The sequence below is a fragment of the Caldicellulosiruptor acetigenus genome, from assembly GCF_026914305.1.
Classification (GTDB): Bacteria; Bacillota; Thermoanaerobacteria; order Caldicellulosiruptorales; family Caldicellulosiruptoraceae; genus Caldicellulosiruptor; species Caldicellulosiruptor acetigenus.
In genome coordinates, this window is record NZ_CP113866.1 from 1,193,242 (window position 1) to 1,214,808 (window position 21,567).

Annotated in this window: 17 protein-coding genes; 13 read left to right on the forward strand and 4 right to left on the reverse strand. The window is 37.6% G+C overall.

Features of this window, described 5'->3' with window-relative positions; all coding sequences use genetic code 11:
* Positions 1-3 precede the first annotated feature (3 nt).
* The 13 genes from lepA to OTK01_RS05945 all read left to right on the forward strand — a co-directional run bounded on the left by lepA (position 4) and on the right by OTK01_RS05945 (position 14,292).
* Positions 4-1,812 carry a translation elongation factor 4 gene (gene lepA, locus OTK01_RS05885; protein ID WP_029228865.1) on the forward strand — a complete coding sequence of 603 codons (1,809 nt, stop codon included), beginning with the start codon at positions 4-6 and terminating at the stop codon, positions 1,810-1,812.
* Between the two features lie 40 nt (positions 1,813-1,852).
* Complete coding sequence (gene hemW / locus OTK01_RS05890) at positions 1,853-2,980, forward strand: radical SAM family heme chaperone HemW (protein WP_029228864.1); 1,128 nt, start codon at positions 1,853-1,855, stop codon at positions 2,978-2,980.
* 110 nt (positions 2,981-3,090) lie between these two features.
* Entirely contained in the window at positions 3,091-4,122 is a 1,032-nt protein-coding gene (gene hrcA, locus OTK01_RS05895) for a heat-inducible transcriptional repressor HrcA (RefSeq protein ID WP_013432842.1), read from the forward strand.
* 22 nt (positions 4,123-4,144) lie between these two features.
* Positions 4,145-4,819, forward strand: a complete 675-nt coding sequence (gene grpE, locus OTK01_RS05900) for a nucleotide exchange factor GrpE (RefSeq protein WP_013432841.1) — start codon at positions 4,145-4,147, stop codon at positions 4,817-4,819.
* Positions 4,820-4,870: 51 nt separating this feature from the next.
* Positions 4,871-6,694 (forward strand): molecular chaperone DnaK, encoded by a 1,824-nt coding sequence (gene dnaK / locus OTK01_RS05905; RefSeq protein WP_013432840.1) that lies wholly within the window; start codon positions 4,871-4,873, stop codon positions 6,692-6,694.
* A 139-nt stretch (positions 6,695-6,833) separates the two neighbouring features.
* Positions 6,834-8,000, forward strand: coding sequence for a molecular chaperone DnaJ (dnaJ, locus tag OTK01_RS05910; protein WP_013432839.1), 1,167 nt, complete (start codon positions 6,834-6,836; stop codon positions 7,998-8,000).
* A gap of 38 nt (positions 8,001-8,038) precedes the next feature.
* Entirely contained in the window at positions 8,039-8,953 is a 915-nt protein-coding gene (gene prmA, locus OTK01_RS05915; RefSeq protein ID WP_013432838.1) for a 50S ribosomal protein L11 methyltransferase, read from the forward strand.
* 11 nt (positions 8,954-8,964) lie between these two features.
* Positions 8,965-9,696 carry an RsmE family RNA methyltransferase gene (locus OTK01_RS05920; RefSeq protein WP_013432837.1) on the forward strand — a complete coding sequence of 244 codons (732 nt, stop codon included), beginning with the start codon at positions 8,965-8,967 and terminating at the stop codon, positions 9,694-9,696.
* A 16-nt stretch (positions 9,697-9,712) separates the two neighbouring features.
* Entirely contained in the window at positions 9,713-10,861 is a 1,149-nt protein-coding gene (locus tag OTK01_RS05925) for a cysteine desulfurase family protein (RefSeq protein WP_029228863.1), read from the forward strand.
* 3 nt (positions 10,862-10,864) lie between these two features.
* Positions 10,865-12,055: a tRNA uracil 4-sulfurtransferase ThiI gene (gene thiI, locus OTK01_RS05930; protein ID WP_307742481.1), complete on the forward strand. Its 1,191-nt coding sequence runs from the start codon at positions 10,865-10,867 to the stop codon at positions 12,053-12,055.
* A complete protein-coding gene (locus OTK01_RS05935) occupies positions 12,048-12,770 on the forward strand; it encodes a pseudouridine synthase (RefSeq protein ID WP_029228861.1) in 723 nt (240 codons plus the stop codon). The genes thiI and OTK01_RS05935 overlap by 8 nt, the downstream gene beginning before the upstream one ends.
* Before the next feature lie 32 nt (positions 12,771-12,802).
* Entirely contained in the window at positions 12,803-13,918 is a 1,116-nt protein-coding gene (locus OTK01_RS05940) for an aminopeptidase (RefSeq protein ID WP_029228860.1), read from the forward strand.
* Positions 13,919-14,004: 86 nt separating this feature from the next.
* Positions 14,005-14,292: a hypothetical protein gene (locus OTK01_RS05945; protein WP_013432832.1), complete on the forward strand. Its 288-nt coding sequence runs from the start codon at positions 14,005-14,007 to the stop codon at positions 14,290-14,292.
* Between the two features lie 89 nt (positions 14,293-14,381).
* On the opposite strand, the gene argF is transcribed toward OTK01_RS05945, so the two are convergent.
* From argF to asnB, 4 genes are all read right to left on the reverse strand, one after another.
* A complete protein-coding gene (gene argF / locus OTK01_RS05950; protein ID WP_029228859.1) occupies positions 14,382-15,308 on the reverse strand; it encodes an ornithine carbamoyltransferase in 927 nt (308 codons plus the stop codon).
* The gene (gene carB, locus OTK01_RS05955; protein WP_029228858.1) at positions 15,283-18,516 is read right to left on the reverse strand and encodes a carbamoyl-phosphate synthase (glutamine-hydrolyzing) large subunit; all 3,234 of its coding nucleotides are present in this window, start codon (positions 18,514-18,516) and stop codon (positions 15,283-15,285) included. Before carB ends, argF begins: the two co-directional genes overlap by 26 nt.
* Positions 18,517-18,522: 6 nt before the next feature.
* A complete protein-coding gene (carA, locus tag OTK01_RS05960) occupies positions 18,523-19,593 on the reverse strand; it encodes a glutamine-hydrolyzing carbamoyl-phosphate synthase small subunit (protein ID WP_029228857.1) in 1,071 nt (356 codons plus the stop codon).
* Between the two features lie 126 nt (positions 19,594-19,719).
* On the reverse strand, positions 19,720-21,555 hold the full coding sequence (gene asnB / locus OTK01_RS05965; RefSeq protein WP_029228856.1) for an asparagine synthase (glutamine-hydrolyzing): 1,836 nt from the start codon (positions 21,553-21,555) through the stop codon (positions 19,720-19,722).
* Positions 21,556-21,567: the final 12 nt, after the last annotated feature.

A 21,567-nucleotide genomic window follows, 5' to 3' on the forward strand; every position in this document is an offset into this window, starting at 1 on the left:
AAAGTGGATAGAAGACAGGACAGAATTCGTAACTTTTGCATAATAGCTCACATAGACCATGGGAAATCAACCTTGGCTGACAGAATAATTGAGCTCACAGGAGCACTCACAGAAAGAGAGATGCAGGACCAGGTACTTGATACCATGGACATAGAAAGAGAAAGAGGAATTACCATAAAAGCCCAGGCAGTAAGGCTCAACTATAAAGCAAAGGATGGAAAGGAATATACCTTTCATCTTATAGACACTCCTGGCCATGTAGACTTTACCTATGAGGTTTCACGAAGCCTTGCTGCCTGTGAAGGTGCGATTTTGGTTGTTGATGCAACCCAAGGTATTGAAGCGCAGACGCTTGCAAATGTCTATCTTGCACTTGAGCACAACTTAGAGATAATACCAGTTATAAACAAGATTGACCTTCCAAGTGCAAGGCCTGAAGAGGTCAAAAAAGAGATAGAAGACGTGATTGGACTTGATGCATCAGATGCACCGCTCATTTCAGCTAAAATGGGTATTAACATTGAAGAGGTTTTAGAGAGGATAGTAAGAGACATTCCACCTCCAAAAGGTGACGATACAAAACCGCTCAAAGCTTTGATTTTTGATTCGCTTTATGACAACTACAAAGGTGTTCTGGCATACGTGAGGGTGTTTGACGGGGTTGTGAAACCAAATATGACCATTAAGATGATGTCAACTGGTGCTCAGTTTACTGTAACAGAGGTTGGGTATTTTAAACCGGGAATGCTAATCCCATGTGATGAGCTAAGAGCCGGGGATGTTGGCTACATTGCAGCGTCAATTAAGACAGTGAGAGATACAAGAGTTGGTGACACGATAACCGATGCGAACAACCCAGCTGATGAGCCTCTGCCGGGCTTTAGGAGATTAAACCCAATGGTGTTCTGTGGAATTTATCCAACAGGTGATACAAAGTACGAAGAGCTAAAAGAGGCCTTAGAAAAACTTCAGCTCAACGATGCGGCACTGTTTTTTGAACCAGAAAGCTCTGCTGCCCTCGGGTTTGGTTTTAGATGTGGATTTCTTGGACTTTTGCATATGGAGATTGTTCAAGAAAGGCTTGAGAGGGAATATGATTTGAACATAATCACAACAGCACCGTCGGTTGTATTTAAAGTTACAAAGACAGATGGCGAGGTTTTGTACATTGACAATCCTACAAAACTGCCGCCACCAAACGAAATTGCCAAGATGGAAGAACCGATGGTAAAAGCAACTATCATGGTACCTAACGAGTTTGTAGGTAGCGTAATGGAGCTGTGCCAGGAAAGAAGAGGAATTTTTAAAGATATGTCATATATTGAGACAACACGTGTTATTCTCACTTACGAGATGCCTCTTATGGAGATTGTGTACGACTTTTTCGATGCTCTAAAGTCAAGGTCAAAAGGTTATGCGTCATTCGACTATGAGTTTATAGGGTATGCTGAGTCAAAGCTTGTAAAGCTTGACATTATGATAAAAGGCGAGGTTGTTGACGCGCTTTCGTTTATCGTTCACAAGGATAAAGCATATCAGAGGGCAAGAAGAATTGTTGAAAAACTCAAAGAGGAGATTCCACGGCACTTATTTGAAATACCAATTCAGGCTTGTATTGGCAGCAAGGTTATTGCAAGAGAAACAGTAAAAGCTTTACGAAAAGATGTGCTTGCTAAATGTTATGGCGGGGACGTTACAAGAAAGAAAAAGCTTTTAGAGAAACAAAAAGAGGGTAAAAAGCGAATGAAACAGGTTGGAGAGGTTGAGATACCGCAGGAGGCATTTATGGCTGTTTTGAAACTTGAAGACTAAACCATTTTGTTAGAAATAAAAAAGGAAGTGCAAGCCAGAATTGAGAAATATAGGACTTTATATTCACGTTCCATTTTGTAAAAAGAAATGTTATTACTGTGATTTTGTGTCATACGAAAATGTCGATGATGATATGGTTTTTGCATATTTTAGCGCGCTTGAAAATGAATTAATGTTTTATAAAGAAAATTATGAAATTGAGATAGATACTATTTATATTGGGGGTGGGACACCTTCTTTTGTCCCTGCCAAGTATATCTTAAAGCTGTTGGAGTTTATATATTCAAACTTTAAGGTCAAAAGCACCTGCGAGATAAGCATTGAGGCAAATCCCGAGAGTATCACAATGGAGAAACTTAAAAGTTACAGGGAAGCAGGAATAAACAGGCTCAGTGTGGGGATACAGTCGCTAAACGATGCAGAGCTTAGAGCAATTGGTAGAATCCATGACTCTGAGGTTGCATTGAAGATTTTAAGTAGAGTACCTTTATATTTTGAAAATTTTAGCGTTGATGTTATTATAGGTCTTCCATATCAGACTTTTGAAAGTTTTTCGCAGACACTCAATACACTTTTGAAATTTTCACCGCCTCATTTGTCTATTTATTCACTGAAGATAGAAGAGGGAACACCTCTTTTTGAAAGATATGAAGAGTATAAGAGTTTGTTGCCAAGTGAAGATGAAGAAAGAAGAATGTTCTGGTGGGCAAGAGACAGGCTTTCAGAGGTTGGACTCTATCATTATGAGATTTCTAATTTTGCTAAAAAAGGCTTTGAGTGCAAACATAACTTGAAATACTGGAACTGTGATGAATACATTGGAGTTGGCTGTGCAGCTCATTCATTTTTTGAGGACTGCAGGTATTATAATACTTCTAATATAAAAGAATACACTAATAAAATTAAAGAAAATTGTTTAGCTGTGGAAGGAAAAGAGCTTATTTCAAGTGAAGAGAGTGAAAAAGAGTTTATCATATTAGGGCTCAGAAAGATAGAAGGATTTTCTCTTGACGAATTTAGAGAAAGGTTTGGCATAGAGTTTGAAAGAAAGTACAAATCTCAAATTGAAAAACTGAAAAAATATGGCCTAATAGATATAAATGGTCGTATAAAACTTACAGAGAGAGGAATTGACCTTGCAAATTTAGTGTGGCAGGAGTTTGTGTAAAAAGGTCAAAGAAAGTCAAAAATGTACTTGACAAAAATCTACTCAAGTGATATCTTATATCTTAGAATTAGCACTCATCAACAGAGAGTGCTAACAGTAAGGTGAGGAAAATGCTGGATGAAAGAAAAAGGAGAATACTTGAAGCTATCATAGATGATTATATAAATACAGGAGAACCTGTTGGCTCAAGAACAATTGCAAAGAAGTACATTTTTGGTATTTCTTCTGCAACAATTAGAAATGAAATGTCGGACTTAGAGGAGATGGGGTATTTAGAACAGCCTCATACATCAGCTGGTAGAATTCCTTCAGACAAGGGCTACAGGTACTATGTTGATGAGCTGATGAAGGTCTCAAGGCTTTCGCCACAGCAAGTTGAATTTATCAGGTCGCAGCTTGATGTCAAATTCAATGAAATAAACGAGTATATGGAGAACATTGCTAAAATAATATCTAACCTGACAAACTACACAGCAGTAATTTCAACGCCAAATGTTAAAAAGAGCTTTATAAAATATCTCCAACTTGTTCCAGTTGATAGCAAAAGATATATACTAATTTTAGTAACAAACACAGGTCTTGTAAAAGATATTCTCCTGGACAAACCCGAGAATGTCGATATAAAAGACTTCATATATATATCGAATATTCTCAATGAAAAACTGAGTGGGCTTAAGCTTGAAGACATTGACCACAAAATTGTACTTGACATTGAAAATATGCTTGGTAAAAACAAAACAATCTTGTCACCAATAATTGAAAATGTACTGCGCACAATCAGTGCAGCTGACAGCACAGAAGTTGTTTTGAGTGGAATCAAGAACATGTTTGATTTTCCTGAGTTTAGTGACGTTTTGAAGGCAAAGATATTCCTGCATATATTTGAGCAAAAGGAGATGCTAAGACAAATAATAAACTCTTCAATGCATGAGCATATAACAATTAGGATTGGTACAGAAAATCCAATAGAGGATTTAAAAGAGTGTAGCGTTGTTCTTTCCACTTACAGAATAGGAGAAAGCATTGCAGGTTCGATAGGTATAATCGGTCCAAAAAGGCTGAGATATTCTCAGACAGTTTCGCTTATTGACTACATTTGCGATACTTTATCTGATATTCTGACAAGACTTTTCACAGAATAAATTAAAGAGGTGATTTTTTCAGATGTTTGACATGGAAAACAAAGATTTAAAAAGCGAGCAGGCAAGCTCACTTGATGCTCAGAGTGTAGAAGAGAGCAGTTGTGAGGAAAAGAATGAAAATCCTCAGAATCAGGAAACGCAAGAAGATGTAGAAAAAACACAGCAAGATGAGGATTTGAGCGAAAGTAGTCAAGATGTTGATGCTGAGTCCCAGCAAGAAGACCCGATAGAAGTTTTGAAAAAGCAGCTTGAAGAAAAGGAGAGAGAAGTTGAGGAATACAAGAGCTTATGTCAGAGGATAGCTGCTGATTTTGATAACTACAAAAAGAGAATAGCAAAAGATAAAGAGAATATGTATTATGAAGTTGTTGCTGATGTTGTTGGCAAACTCCTTCCAATTGTTGACAACTTTGAAAGAGCGATTGATTCTGCAAAAAATTCAAAAGACACAAATGATGAACTTTTAAAAGGCCTTGAGATGATAAAAAAACAGATTGATGATATCTTTTCAAAGCTTGGTGTTGAGCCTATTGAGGCTTTGAATAAAGAATTTGACCCGTACCTTCACAATGCGATTATGCATGTTGAAGATGAGAGGTACGGTAAGAATGTCGTAATTGAAGAATTCCAAAAAGGTTACAAGATAAAAGATAGGGTTATCAGGTATAGCCTTGTAAAGGTTGCAAATGCTAATTAAATTTAAAAAGAATTTAAAACTAAATTTTCAAAAATAAGGAGGTTGATAACAATGGCTCATATTTTAGGTATAGACCTTGGTACAACAAACTCTTGTATGGCAGTTATTGAAGGCGGTCAGCCTGTTGTAATTCCTAACGCAGAAGGTTTCAGGACAACTCCATCAGTTGTTGCTTTTACCAAGACAGGTGAGAGGCTTGTCGGGCATGCAGCAAAAAGACAGGCTATCACAAACCCTGAAAGGACTATTATATCAATAAAAAGAGATATGGGAACAAACAGAAGAATAAAGATAGATGACAAGGAATATTCACCAGAAGAGATATCTGCTATGATTTTGATGAAACTCAAAGCTGACGCAGAAGCATATCTTGGCGAGAAGATAACACAGGCTGTTATAACTGTTCCAGCTTATTTTACAGACTCACAAAGACAGGCAACAAAAAACGCAGGTAGAATTGCAGGACTTGAGGTTTTGAGAATTATCAACGAGCCAACAGCAGCAGCTTTGGCTTACGGTCTTGACAAGGAAGGTCATCAAAAGATAATGGTATATGACCTTGGCGGTGGAACATTTGACGTTTCAATCTTGGAGATAGGCGATGGTGTAATTGAAGTTTTAGCAACGTCTGGTAACAACAGACTTGGTGGCGATGACTTTGACCAGAGGATTATTGACTATATAGCTGACGAGTTTATGAAAGAGCATGGAATTGATTTGAGACAAGACAAGGTTGCGCTACAGAGGCTAAAAGATGCAGCAGAGAGGGCAAAGATTGAACTTTCGTCTGCGCTTCAAACAACCATTAACCTGCCATTTATAACGGCAGATGCAAATGGTCCAAAACACATTGATATGGTTTTGACACGTGCAAAGTTTGAAGAGCTTATAAAAGACCTTGTAGAAAAGACAAGAGAACCTGTTGAAACGGCACTTGCCGACGCAAAGCTCACTCCAGAGCAGATTGACAAGGTCATTTTAGTTGGTGGTTCAACAAGAATTCCTTATGTTCAGGAATTTGTAAAGAAACTCACTGGCAAAGAGCCGTTTAAAGGAATAAATCCGGATGAGTGTGTTGCAATTGGTGCTGCAATCCAGGCAGGTGTTCTTGCAGGTCAGGTAAAAGACATATTGCTTTTGGACGTAACACCACTTTCACTTGGTATTGAGACTCTGGGCGGTGTGTTCACAAAGATTATTGAAAGAAACACAACAATCCCAACACGAAAAAGCCAGATATTCACAACAGCAGCAGATGGTCAGACACAGGTTGAGATTCACGTTTTGCAAGGAGAAAGACCACTTGCAAAGGATAACAAGACACTTGGAAGATTTATACTTGACGGTATTCCACCTGCACCGCGAGGAGTGCCACAGATTGAGGTTACATTCGATATTGACGCAAACGGTATTGTGCATGTTTCAGCAAAGGACCTTGGCACAGGAAGAGAGCAAAAGATTACAATAACATCCCAGACACATTTGAGTGAAGAAGAGATTCAAAGAGCTATTAAAGAAGCAGAAATGTACGCTGAGCAGGATAGAAAGAGAAAAGAATTAATTGAGGCACGAAACAGAGCAGACTCTATCATCTACCAGACAGAAAAGCTGCTGCGTGACCTTGGTGACAAGATGACAGAAGCTGAAAAACAGCAGATTGAGGCAAAACTAAAAGCTTTGAAAGACGTTATGAATGGTGAAGACAAAGAACAGATTGAAAGGGCAATTGACGAGCTCACAAAATCGTTCTATGATGTGTCTACAAGACTTTATCAGCAGGGTTATACCACATCGGGACCACAAGGTGGACCAAACCCAGGTGGTGGTCAGAGCGGTCCTGATGGCAATGTAAATACTGATTATAGGGTATACTAAGGATTCTGATAAAAACAAGGTAAAAGGACCAAAGTCATGATGTTTTTAAAAATGGCTTTGGTCCTTTTTATGATTATTATTTGTTAAATTCATGTGGCTGGTATATAATAATATTCAGTAAAGTAAGCGGGTGATAGAGATGGCACAAAAAAAAGACTACTATGAGATTTTAGGTGTTCCAAGGAATGCAACAGAAGAAGAAATAAAAAGAGCCTACAGAAGACTTGCAAAACAATACCATCCTGATGCAAATCCAGGTAATAAAGAAGCAGAAGAAAAGTTCAAAGAGATAAACGAGGCATACGAAGTCTTGAGCGACCCTGAAAAGAGAAAGCTTTATGACCAGTTTGGCCATGCAGCGTTTGACCCGAAATATGGTGCACAAGGCAGCGGTGGTTTTTCTGGTGGATTTGGCGGTGGGTTTGCTGACTTTGATTTTGGCAGTTTTGGCGATATTTTTGAAGACCTATTTGAAGGCTTTGATATATTTGGAACATCCAGAAGAAGAAAAGAAGCACCAAGAAAAGGTGCTGATATATATGTCGATTTAGAGCTGACTCTCAAAGAATCGGTGTTTGGTTGTGAAAAAGAAATTCCGATTTACAGAACTGAAAAGTGCACTGTCTGTGGTGGAAGTGGTGTAAGACCCGGTTCTGCACCTGTGAGATGTCAAAAGTGCGGCGGCACGGGCCAGATAAGGTCAAGACAGGCAACATTCTTTGGAGAGTTCACCACCATAAAAACCTGTGATGCGTGCGGCGGAACAGGAACCATTATAACAGACCCGTGCAGAGAATGTGGCGGAACGGGAAATGTAAGAAGACAGCGACGAGTAAAGATTAATATTCCGGCAGGAATTGATGATGGTCAGGTGATAACATTAAGAGGCGAGGGTGAAAGTGGCGTCAAAGGTGGTCCTAACGGTGATTTGCATATTAGAATAAAAGTAGCACCTCATCCAGTGTTCAAAAGAGTGGGGCAAGACCTTTATATTGAGGTTCCAATAACATTTGTTAATGCAGCTTTGGGTGGCGAGATAGAAATTCCAACGCTTGATGGTAAAACAAAAGTGAGAATTGAACCAGGGACACAAAATGGTGATGAGGTCAGAATTAGAGGTAAAGGTGTTCCAAACTTGCGTTCGCGAGGAAGAGGCGACCTTGTTGTAAAGTTTATAGTGGAGGTTCCCAAAAAGCTTACAGAAAAGCAGAAAGAGCTTTTGAGAGAGTTTGAAAGACTCTCATCAGAAGAGGGATATGAAAAGAGAAAACATTTTTGGGATAGAATAAGAGAAGCCTTTTCTTAAAACATTTTTGAATTTGAAAGAAGGAGAAGAAAGCGCAAATGAAATGGTATGAGATATCAATTAAGACCACCGAAGAGGCAGAAGATGCTATTTCAAATATTTTATACGAACTCGGAGCAAACGGCGTTGTCATTGAAGACAATGAGATTGTGACAAGACCAAATTTATGGGATTATATTGACGAAAACCAGTTTACAAAAAAGGATTATGCGAAAGTTTGTGCTTATTTTCCTGAAAGCAGCAATATTTTGGAGCTTACACATACTATTGAGGAGAGGCTTAAAGAGATTGCAAAATATATTGATATTGGAGAAGGTAAAATTAGCGTTTCTGAGGTTGATGAAAAAGACTGGGCAGAAGAGTGGAAAAAGTATTATAAGCCTGTTGAGATAGGCAATATTGCAATTGTTCCTTCATGGCAAGATTATAAAGCCGAAGGCAATAAAACAATTGTTAGGCTTGACCCTGGTATGGCTTTTGGCACAGGAACTCATGAGTCAACTGCTTTGTGCCTTGAGGCTATCCAGGAATATGTAAAGCCAGGGATGGATGTTCTTGATGTTGGAACAGGTTCAGGGATATTGGCAATAGCTGCAAAGAAGTTTTTGGCAAAAAGAGTTTTAGCAGTTGATATTGATGAGGTTGCTGTGAAGGTGGCAGAAGAGAACGCAAGGTTAAATGGAGTTGAGATTGAGATAAAAAAGAATGACCTTGTTGAAGGCATAGAAGAAAAGTTTGATGTGGTTATTGCCAACATTGTTGCTGATATTATTATAAAGCTCTCAAAAGATATAAATAGAGTTTTAAAAGAGGACGGAATTTTTATCTCTTCTGGCATTATTGAAGACAGGCTTGAAGATGTTTTGAAAAGCTTTGAGAAAAATAGTCTTGAAATTGTAGAAGTGAAAAAACTGGGCACATGGTGCCTGGTTGTTAGCAAAATAACTGTGTAGGGTGATATTAAGTGCCAATCTTTTTTGTTGAAAAGCAGAATGTTGAGAATGATATTGCCTACATCACAGATAAAGAAGATATAAATCATATAGTGAAGGTTTTAAGAAAAAGAGAAGGAGATAAAATAAATCTATGTGATGGCAATTATGACTACTCATCGCGTATAGTTGAAATTTCAAAAAACAGAATAAAACTTTTGATAGAAAACAAAACTTTGAATGACCGAGAAAGTATCAAAAATATTTTTTTATTTCAATGTATTATCAAAAACCAAAAAATGGACTTTGTTGTGCAAAAGGCAACAGAGCTTGGGGTAAAAACAATTGTACCTGTGGTGTCAAAAAGAGTGGTGATTGACATTTCAGAAAAACAGGAAAAAAAGGTTGAAAGGTGGCTCAAAATCGCACAAGAAGCTCAGAAACAGTGTCTTCGTCCTGTGCCACCTTTAATCGAAATGCCAATTAGAATTTCCGAGATTAAAGAGAAGTATTTAGATAAGCTTGATATTCTTTTAGTTCCATATGAAAAGGAATTTGGAACTGCAAAGTGGAATCTATCTTCAGATTATAATAACATTGGGATTTTGATTGGACCTGAAGGCGGTTTTGAAGAAGAGGAGATAGAAGACTTAAAAACCTTTAAAAATGTGCAAGTTATTTCGCTTGGCAAAAGAATACTCAGAAGTGAGACAGCCTCAATTGCAGCGCTTTCCATCCTAATGCATGAACTTGGAGAAATGTGAAGGGAAGTGACAAATTGTGAATGTGTACTTTGACAACGCTGCAACCACAAGACCTTTTGATGAGGTGATTGAGCAACTTTCAAAGTTTTTGTCCCAAACCTATGGCAATCCTTCATCGCTTCACAGACTTGGTGTTGAGGCAGAAAGAATAGTAAAAGAAGCAAAGGAAATTATTGCAAAAAAACTTGGAAGTAGCAGCGATGAGATTTATTTTACATCGGGTGGGACAGAAGCAAACAATTTAGCACTTATTGGCTGTGCGTTTGCACATCAAAAAAGAGGAAAAAGGATTGTATCAACACCTGTTGAACATCCTTCTGTTATTTCTACACTTGAGTATTTAGAAAGAAATGGATTTGAGATACAATATGTACCTGTGGATGCTGAGGGTAATGTAGATTTTGACCAGTTTGAGAAGCTTGTAGACCAGAATACCATTCTGGTAAGCGTGATGCTTGTCAACAACGAGACAGGGCATATATTTGACGTGAAGAAGCTATCTGAAATTGCGAAAAAGAAAAACCCAAATGTTATTGTTCACACAGATGCTGTCCAGGCTTTTATGAAAGAAAAGACCAATGTTAAAGAGTTGAATGTGGACCTTATGTCGATAAGTGGTCATAAAATACACGCATTAAAAGGAATAGGAGTTTTGTATATCAGAAAGGGAGTGAATCTTCAGCCGATAATCTTTGGAGGACAGCAGCAAAAAGGCGTGCGACCTGGAACAGAGAATATGCCCGGTATTTTTTCGTTTGCTAAAGCAATTGAGGTATTTGAGAAGCTAAAAGCTTCTGAACCTGATAAGCTAAGGAATATAAAACGAAGACTTATTGAAGGACTTTCAGCGTTCAATAATGTTGTGATAAATTCTCCCTTAGAAAAGACATCAGATGCAATATTAAACGTATCTTTTTTGGGTATAAAATCTGAAGTTTTTCTTCACACGCTTGAAAGTTATGGTATATTTGCATCTTCTGGTTCTGCCTGCTCATCAAAAGGCAGAACTTACAACAAGGTTTTGCACTGCATGGGAAAAAGGATGGAAATTGCAGAAAGCAGTATACGTTTTTCGTTTTCTTACCTCAATAAAGTTGAAGAGGTTGACTATGCACTTGAGTGCATTGAAAAGGCGTTGCGATTCTTGAGAAAAATTAAAAAGTAAAGGATGGGCTCAAAATTGAAAGCGGTATTGATAAGATACGGTGAGCTTGCGTTAAAAGGTCAAAATCGTCCTTTTTTTGAGGATACTCTGGTCAGGAATATCAAAAAAAGACTTTCTGACTTTGACTCAGTTATGGTCAAAAAAGAGCAGGGCAGGATATTTGTTGAAAATTTAAGTGAGGAATATTTTGATGAAGCTATTGAAAGGCTAAAACGCGTTTTTGGGATTGTAGGAATTACCATATGCGAGGTTGCTGAAAAGGAATTAGAGGGAATAAAGCAGGCTGTTGAAGTTGTTACCAAAAGTGAGCTTGAGAAGGGTAAGAAGACTTTTAAGGTGGAGACTAAGCGAGCAGATAAGAAATTTGAGCTAAAGTCTCCAGAGGTCTCTAAGTTGATAGGTGCGCATATCTTGAGAAAGTTTGCTGAGATGTATGGACTTACTGTTGATGTTCACAACCCTGATTTTACTTTGAACATTGAGATAAGAGACAAAGTATATGTCTATTCATCAGAAGAAAAAGGTATTGGAGGAATGCCACTTGGCACAGGTGGCAGGGCACACCTTCTTTTGTCCGGTGGCATAGACAGTCCTGTTGCCGGTTTTATGATTGCCAAAAGAGGTGTTGAGATAGAAGCAATTCACTTTTACAGTTTTCCTTACACGGGCGAGAAAGCTAAAGAAAAGGTAATAGACTTGTGTAAGGTTTTGGCAAAATACACAGATAAGATAAAGCTTTATATAGTTCCTTTTACTGAAATTCAGCTTTCTATTTATGAAAATTGTGATGAGAGGTTCTTGACAATAATAATGAGAAGGTTCATGATGAAGATTGCACAAAAGATTGCCATGCAAAACGGTGGGCTTGCTTTGGTTACCGGTGAGAGCATAGGTCAGGTTGCAAGCCAGACAATGGAAAGCCTGTTTTGCACGCAGGCAGCTGTTTCAATGCCAGTTTTCAGACCGCTCATTGGCATGGACAAGGAAGAGATAATAAGACTTGCAAAGAAGATAGGGACATATGATATCTCTATACTTCCTTATGAAGACTGCTGTACTGTGTTTGTTCCAAAGCATCCAAAAACAAAACCAAAGCTTGAACAAGTTTTGGCTGAGGAGAGTAAGCTCCAAGTAGAAGAACTTATTGAAAAAGCAGTAACAAATACCGAGTGGATGGTGATAAGAGATAGGTGAGCTTGTAAGACTCCAGAAATTTATGGCACAGTGCGGCATAGCTTCCAGGCGGAAGTGTGAAGAGATTATCCTGCAAGGCAGAGTAAAAGTAAATGGAAAGACTGTGAACCAGCTTGGATTCAAGGTTGACCCCGAAAAAGATGTGGTTGAAGTAGATGGAAAGAGAATATCCCTGCAGATGCAGAAGGTATATATAATGCTTAACAAACCTTTTGGAGTTATTTCTTCTGCAAAGGATGAAAAGGGAAGAAAAACAGTGGTTGATTTGGTCAAGGACAAAGTAAATGTGAGGGTATTTCCTGTAGGGAGGCTTGATTTTGACACAACTGGTTTGATTCTTCTTACTAACGATGGTGAGTTTGCATACAAAGTCACACATCCAAAACATGATATTGAAAAGACCTATATAGCCCTAATCAGAGGCATTCCTTCTAAGGAAGAGATAGATAGATTTGAAAAAGGTCTTTTGATAGATGGGAAAATGACTGCACCTGCCAAATTTAAGATTTTAAAGCTTATAAATGGTAATGCTCTGGTTGAGATAAAAATACATGAGGGAAGGAACAGGCAGATAAGAAAGATGTGTGACCAAATTGGTCATGAGGTTTTGAAGCTAAAAAGGGTTGCAATTGGCAAACTCCAGCTTGGAAAGCTAAAAGAAGGGGAGTTTGTTTTCTTAGATAAAGAAGCAGCAAACAAGGTGTTTGAAAAATGAAGATTAAAAAAACCTGAAAGGGGAGTGCTAAATTGACTGATGAAAGGCTAAAACTTCTTGCAAGAAACCTTATTGAATATTCAGTTGAATTAAAAGAAGGAGAGAACATTTTAATTGAACTTATTGGACAGGAGATTGAACTTGCAAAAGAACTTGTAAAACTCTCATATTCAAAAGGTGCAAAACCATTTTTGTGGCTAAAACACCCAACACTACTTAGAAGTCTTCTTTTGAATGCAACAGAAGAGCAGATAGAAATTATTGCTCAAAATGAAAGAGATCTTATGGAAAAGATGGATGCGTATATAGGTATTAGATCTTCGCCAAATCCGTTTGAACTTTCAGATGTTCCAGACGAGAAGATGAATCTGTATCAAAGAATATGGTTTCACAAAGTTCACGGAGAGGTCAGAGTTCCAAAGACGAAGTGGTGCATATTAAGATACCCCAACTATTCAATGGCACAACAGGCAAAAATGAGCTTGGAAGAGTTTGAAGATTTTTATTTTAACGTGTGCAATCTTGACTATAGCAAAATGTCAAAAGCAATGGACGCTTTGGTTGAGCTTATGCAAAACACAGATGAGGTTCGAATAGTAGCAAAAGACACAGATTTGAGATTTTCAATTAAAGGCATGAAAGCTGTCAAATGCGATGGCCATATGAACATTCCCGACGGTGAGGTATACACTGCGCCTGTCAAAGATTCTGTAAATGGTTATATAACATACAATACACCTTCGAACTATGCAGGGTTGAAGTTTGAAAATATAAGATTTGAATTTAAAGATGGAAAGATTGTAAAAGCAACTGCTAACAATACAGAGAAGCTCAACAAGATACTGGATACCGACGAGGGTGCAAGGTATATTGGTGAATTTTCAATTGGTCTGAATCCTTACATTACAAAGCCGATGGAAGACACGCTTTTTGATGAGAAGATTGCAGGAAGCATTCATTTTACTCCAGGTAACGCCTATGAGGATGCTGACAATGGCAACAGGTCAGCTGTTCATTGGGACATTGTACTCATTCAAACACCTGAATATGGTGGAGGAGAAATTTACTTTGATGGAAAGCTTATTAGAAAAGATGGGAGATTTGTGATAAAAGAGTTGGAAGGCTTAAACCCAGAGAACTTGAAATAGGGCGTTTGCTTGAAAAATTTTTTCACAGTATTTGCCTTTTGTGAATATCATAGAAGTAGACATAATATATTAATTGAGGATGGAAAATGGAAAATTATTTTTCTGCTCAGCAGCTTGGGACATTTGCTGGTATTGCTATCGCTACAAATATAATTGTCCAGTTTACCAAAAGCATTTTTAAAAGACGATGTAAAGATTATGTAATCAGAATATACACATTTGTTGTAACTTTTATTCTTTCGTTTATCTTCATACCTCATCAAAATACACCTAAGGATATTGTGCTTCTTATTATTAATTCAATATTGATTTGCATGACTTCATTTGGAAACTATGAGATTTTTAAAGACACATACAGAAGCACCAAAAACTAAAATGGATAAGGCTGCCCAGCAAACAGAGTTACAATTTAGCTCCTTGACTTTGCGGGCAGCCTTATTAGTTCCTTTGAAAAACCGCTGGTTCAAATTTTCCCAAGGCACACGAAAATCATTATAGCCTTGTGAGCGTGAAGCCTATTTTCTGCCTCATCAAATACCCTCGATTGCGGACCGTCTATGACCTCTGAGGTTACTTCAAACCCTCTGTATGCTGGAAGACAGTGCAGGAATATCGCATCATCCTTTGCTAATCTCATGAGAGAAGTGTCAACCTGATATCTTTCAAAATCCCTTATTCTTTTTTCCTTTTCTTCTTCCTGACCCATCGAAACCCATGTGTCTGTATAGACAACATCAGCATCTTTTACAGCCTCTTTTGGACTGTAAGTAAAGATGACATTGCTTTTGCTCTTTTTTGCCTCATCAAGTGCAAAATCTACAACCTCTTTTTTTATTTCATAGCCTGGTGGAGTTGCAACTGCAATGTCAAGACCAAGCTTTGCTGCACCTACCAAAAGTGTGGCTGCTACATTGTTTCCGTCTCCTACATATGCGATTTTTAAGCTGCTCAGCCTTCCTTTCTCCTCAAAAATTGTCTGAAAATCAGCTATGATTTGGGTTGGATGATAATCATCAGTAAGACCGTTTATAACTGGGATGGAAGAGTATTTTGCAAACTCTTCAACCTCTTTTTGTTCATATGTTCTTATAACAATTAGGTCAAGGTAGCGCGACAGGACCTTTGCTGTATCTTCTATTGTTTCACCTCTGCCAAGCTGAAGGTCGTTTTTCCCAAGATAGAGTGAATATCCACCGAGCTGATGGATTCCCACTTCAAATGATACACGCGTCCTTGTTGAAGCCTTTGTAAATATAAGTCCCAGTGCTTTGTTCTTTAAGTACGGAAAGTAAAAACCTCTTTTAGCCTCCTTTTTAAGCCTGTTTGCAAGCTCAACCAAATACAGAATATCTTCTTTTGAAAGGTCATTTAGATGAAGAAAATGTCTCATAGTACTTCATCCTTTCATCTTTAAATAAATCATTCAGACAGTAAATATCTTTTTCAATCTCATGAAGTAGAGATAGAACATCCACATAATACAGTGCTGTGTCAATCGATGTTAATGTTGTGATTCCAAACTCAACAGAAAGCCTTCGCAAAACAAACCCAAACTCTTGCATTTTGTCTTTGGATGGAATATTTATTACAAACGAGAATTTGTCTTCAAGTAGCAACTTTTGAGCAGTCTCTTTGTCTATAAACTCAACATTTAAACCTTTTATATAATCTTTCATACTATCTAAGAGGAACACTTTGTAGTTTACTTCATATAGTTTTCTTATGATCTGCTGTATAGCATCCTTTTCACTTTCAGGTGCTAAAATCAAGCAGCTTCCGTTTTTTGTAAATTTATGATTGGAGGATATAAAAGCTTTATAAAGAGCAACTTTTAGGTTTTTGGAGATACCAAGAACTTCACCGGTGGATTTCATCTCTGGTCCTAAGTATGCATCAACCTTGGATAGTTTGGAAAACGAAAATACAGGAGCTTTTACTGCAAAAAAGTCTGGTTCTTTTACAAGGCCAGTTTGGTATCCCAAGTCTTTGAGCTTTTTGCCAAGTATGAGCTTGGTTGCAATCTTTATCATAGGAATTCCTGTAACCTTGCTCAAAATTGGCACAGTTCTACTTGCGCGAGGATTTACTTCTATTACATAAACATTTTCATTTTTATCAATTACAAATTGAATATTGAAAAGTCCTACAACTTTTAATGCACGGGCAAGTTTTATGGTATAATCAACAATTTTTTCTTTTACCTTTTCAGATAGAGTATGGGGAGGAAACACTGCCATGCTGTCTCCAGAATGAACGCCAGCTCTTTCAATATGTTCCATGATCCCAGGTATTAACACGTCTTCTCCATCCGAGATTCCATCAACTTCTGCCTCTTTTCCAAGGATGTATTTGTCGATCAAAATAGGATGCTTTATTGATATCTCAATTGCAGCTTTGATGTATTTTTCAAGCTCATCACGGCTGTAGACAATCTCCATTGCCCTTCCACCAAGAACATAAGATGGTCTTACCAGAACAGGATAACCAATCTTTTCGGCAACTCTCACAGCATCTTCCAAGCTGTATGCAGCCCCACCTGGAGGATAAGGAATATTGAGGTTTTTGAGAAGATTTAAAAATTTGTCTCTGTCCTCTGCAGTGTCAATGCTTTCCATAGAAGTTCCAAGAATTTTCACACCGTTTTTTGCAAGGTATGAAGCCATGTTTATTGCAGTCTGACCGCCAAATTGAACTATTACGCCCATTGGTTTTTCCTGTTTTATTATGTCTAAAACACATTCTTTTGTTAGAGGTTCAAAAAAGAGCTTGTCTGATGTATCAAAGTCTGTTGATACTGTTTCAGGATTGTTATTGATGATTATAGCTTCAACTCCTTCTTCTTTCAACGCGAATATTGAATGAACACAACAATAATCAAATTCAATTCCCTGACCAATTCTTATAGGACCTGAACCAATTACAATTACCTTGGGCTTTGAACTTACAACTAAGTCTGTTTCTTTTTCGTATGTGGAATAGAAATACGGTGTTTTTGCTTCAAATTCACCTGCACAGGTGTCAACCATCTTGAAAGAAGGTTTTAGCTTACATTTCTCTCTTATTTCTATTACCTCATCAACATCTTCTTTTAAAAGATTTGCAATGTATGAGTCGCCAAATCCAAGCCTTTTAGCCTTTTGCAAAAGCTCATATGGCAGAGACTCTATATCATATTTTTTGAGCTGTTTTGACATATCAACTATGTTTTTGAACTTTTCAATAAAGAAGTAATCAATCTTGCTGAGGTCTGAGATGAATTTGCAGTCATAGTTTCGGGAAAGAGCTTCGCATATTGCGAAAACTCTCTCATCATTTGGAGTTTTTATATACTCTAAAAGTTCGCTATCTGTCATCTCTTCGAATTTTTTAAGCCCAAGCTGGTAGTTAATCTTAACATCCAGTGAATCTATTGCTTTCAAAAATGCTTCTTCAAATGTTCTTCCAATTGCCATGACCTCGCCAGTTGACTTCATCTGTGTGCCAAGTCGTCTGTCTGCCTTTTCAAACTTGTCAAACGGCCATCTGGGCACTTTTACAACAACGTAGTCTATAGACGGTTCAAAGCTTGCATATGTGTTTTGGGTGATAGGATTTATTATTTCGTCAAGTGTAAGACCAATTGCTATTTTTGCAGCAATTCGAGCAATAGGGTACCCTGTTGCTTTTGATGCTAAGGCAGATGAACGGCTCACTCTTGGGTTTACCTCAATTACAACATACTCCATGCTGTTTGGATTTAGCGCAAATTGAACATTGCATCCGCCCTCAATTTTAAGACTTCTTATTATGTTCAAAGAAGCACTTCGAAGCATCTGATACTCTTTATCAGAAAGAGTTTGAGATGGAGCAACAACAATACTGTCACCTGTGTGAATTCCCACAGGGTCTATATTTTCCATGTTGCACACAGTGATGCAGTTGTCGTTGCTGTCCCTCATGACCTCATATTCTATTTCTTTCCAGCCAAGGACACTCTGTTCAATCAATACCTGATGAATTAAAGAAAGTTTCAATCCCTTGCTTGCGATATATCTCAGATCTTCTTCATTATAAGCAATTCCACCGCCTGTGCCGCCAAGGGTATAGGCAGGACGAACAATAACAGGGTATCCAACTTCTCTTGCGAATTCTATAGCTTCTTGTACAGAGTGTGCTATGATGCTTTTTGGCACAGGTTCTCCAATTTCAATCATGGTCTTTTTAAAAAGTTCCCTGTCTTCTGCCTTTTTAATTGTTTCAAGCGATGTTCCAAGAAGAGAAACTCCGTACTTTTCCAAAATTCCTGCTTCGGCAAGCTCAAAAGCCATATTGAGTGCTGTCTGACCACCAAGCCCAGCCAAAAGTCCCTGTGGTCTTTCTTTTTTGATTATTTCTTCGATATAATCAACTGAAATTGGTTCAATATATACCCTATCAGCAATTTCTGTATCAGTCATGATTGTTGCGGGGTTGGAGTTTACAAGTACAACTTCTATTCCTTCTTCTTTTAAAGCGCGGCAGGCCTGAGTTCCTGAATAGTCAAACTCAGCAGCCTGCCCAATTACTATCGGACCTGAGCCTATTATCAAAACCTTTTTTATGTCCTTTCTCTTTGGCATCTTTTTCTACACTCCATTCAAAAGCTTAGTAAATTGGTCAAATATATATTTTGAGTCATGTGGACCCGGGCTTGCCTCAGGATGGTATTGAACAGATACTATGGGCAAATCAAGATGAGCAAACCCTTCAACAGTTTTGTCATTTACGTTTACATGTGTGATTTTTATTTTTTCATATTCTTTATATTCAATTGCATAGTTGTGATTCTGTGAGGTTATATAAACCTTGCCGGAAATCAAGTCTTTAACCGGGTGGTTTCCTCCATGGTGACCAAATTTCAGCTTGTATGTCTTAAGTCCTAAACACAAACCTAAAAGTTGATGGCCAAGACAAATTCCAAGGATAGGTTTTTTTAACTCTATTATTTGTTTCAAAGTAGGGAAGATTTCTTCTAAGTCAGTAGGGTCGCCCGGTCCGTTTGAGAATACAAAACCCTCGGGATTTATTTTCATCATTTGGTCAAGTGAGCTATTATATGGAAACACATATAAATCAAGCCCTCTTTTTGAAAGTTCTCTCAAGATGTTTTGCTTAATTCCAAAATCTAAAACAGCAACCTTCTTGCCACTGCCTTCAATTCTGTAAACCTTGGTGGTTGAAACCTCTTTTACCAGAGCTGGCTTTTGTTTTTTGTACTCAGATATTTTGCTCAGGAGAACCTCTTTATTGTCGGTCTCTGTTGAGATTATACCAAGCATTGACCCTTTATTTCGTATGTGCTCTGTTATAGCTCGTGTATCTACACCCTCAATTGCTACAATATTATTTTCTTTTAAATATTCATGCAATGTCTTCTGAGCCCTGAAATTTGAAGGTGTTTTGCATGCCTCTCTGACAATAAAACCTTCAACATGAGGTTTGTATGACTCCACATCTTCACTATTTATTCCGTAGTTGCCTATAAGAGGATAGGTCATTGTAACAATCTGGCCATTGTAAGAAGGATCACTCAGCACCTCTTGGTATCCTGTCATGCATGTATTGAATACAATTTCACCAATTGTTTCGCCTTCACTGCCAAGTGAAATTCCTTCAAATGTCAGCCCGTCTTCTAAAACAAGTATCGCCTTTTTCATTTCCATTCTCCTTCTTGAGCATTTTTAAATAAAAGAGTACCAAAATCTCAGCTTAAGTTCAATACTAAAAAGTTGTCAAATAAATTATAAACCAAAATGAATAAAAATACAATATCTAATTTATTTTTATTCGAAGTCTACATTGTAGTTCTTTACCCAAAAATCAAGCTGGATGATATATCCAAAAAACTGTGGGAGGGTCATTAGCTGACCAAACCAGGGTTTATCTAAGGGAAAAAATTCTTTCTCTGTTATGTTTTCCAAGTAAGTCTTATCTATTATCTCAAATATAGGAGAGTTATTTTTTATAATCTCTAAAACCTTTTGCTTTGTTTTTTTGAGATACTCGGGATTATAGGTTTTAGGGTAAGGGCTTTTTTTGCGATTCTTTATTTCATCGGGAATAATTCCTTCAAATGAACGCCTTAAAAGTACTTTTTCCATGTTTTCAAGGTATTTTATCTTCCAAGGAACATTGTACAAAAGTTCTACAATTCTATAATCTGCAAATGGAACTCTTACCTCCAAAGAATTTGCCATGCTCATTCTATCTTTTCTGTTTAAAAGCGTTACCATAAACCACTTAACATTCAAGTAGTACAAAATTCTATGTCTTACGTCTTCCTGAGAGTCACTGTCAAGGTAGTTTACTTTTCCAACCGACTCTTTATACTTTGAGTTAACATACTCTTCGAGCTCAAATTTTGAATATTTTTTCGACAGAATATTTTTTCTAAATTCTAATGAAGGCGACCATGGAAAGGTTTCGAAATTTTTGTAATCCTCTCTCCAATACCAGGGATATCCACCAAAAATCTCATCAGCGCACTCACCCGATAGGGCAACCTTTGCATATTTTCTCACTTCACTTGTGAACAAGAAAAGTGATGAGTCAATGTCAGCCATGCCAGGAAGGTCATTTGCAACTGTGGCATGTAAGAGAGCATCGCATAAAAGTTCATTGTCAATTTCAACTACAATGTGGTCTGTACCTATACTTTTTGAAGCTATCTTAGCATAGGTGCTGTCTAAGGTGGGCTGATACTGATTAAATTTATAATATTTTGCATTATCCTTATAATCAATAGAAAAACTTTTTAATCTTTTTCCTTCTTTTCTTAACTGGTTAGCAGAAATAGCTGTAATAATGGTCGAATCCAACCCGCCTGATAGAAAGCAGCATATTTCAAAGTCAGAAACAAGCTGTCTTGTTATTGCATCTTTGACAAGGTTTTTAACTATCTCAATGGTTTCCTCTACTGTTTTGTCAAACTTTTCGGGTTTTAACTGCCAATATTCTTTTATTTCATATCTATTTTTGCTGTATATTACATAATGTGCAGGTGGAAGTTCTATGATATCTTTGAAAATTGCTGAAAATGGAGACCTTGCAGGGCAAAGACCTATAAGCTCAAAAATACCCTCTTTGTCCACCTTAGTAGAGATTAGAGGATGCCTTAGAAGAGATTTTATTTCTGAAGCAAAAATAAAATTGTCATTTTTAAGAGAGAAAAATAGCGGTTTTACTCCTAAATGATCCCGAGCTACGAAAAGTTCATTGTTGGTTTCATTAAAAATGGCAAAAGCAAATATACCATTTAAATATTTCACACACTCTTCTTTCCATTGAATATATGAGGTCAACACAACTTCGGTGTCTGAGTATGAACTGAAATGATACCCTAAGCTTTGAAGCTTTGCCCGAAGCTCTTGAGTGTTGTAAAGCTCACCATTGTAAACTATAATAAATTTTTGTTGATTATGGAATTTGATCATTGGCTGTTTGCCACCTTCAGGGTCAATAATGGTGAGTCGTTTGTGCCCGAGCAGAGCATGTTTGGTGATGTAATATCCTTCTTCATCAGGTCCACGGTGACTAAGTACATCTGTCATCTTTGTTATTACATCCTGGAATTCAGAGATGTCTGCGCTAAAGCATATCCATCCGCTAAATCCGCACATTTTCCCACAACC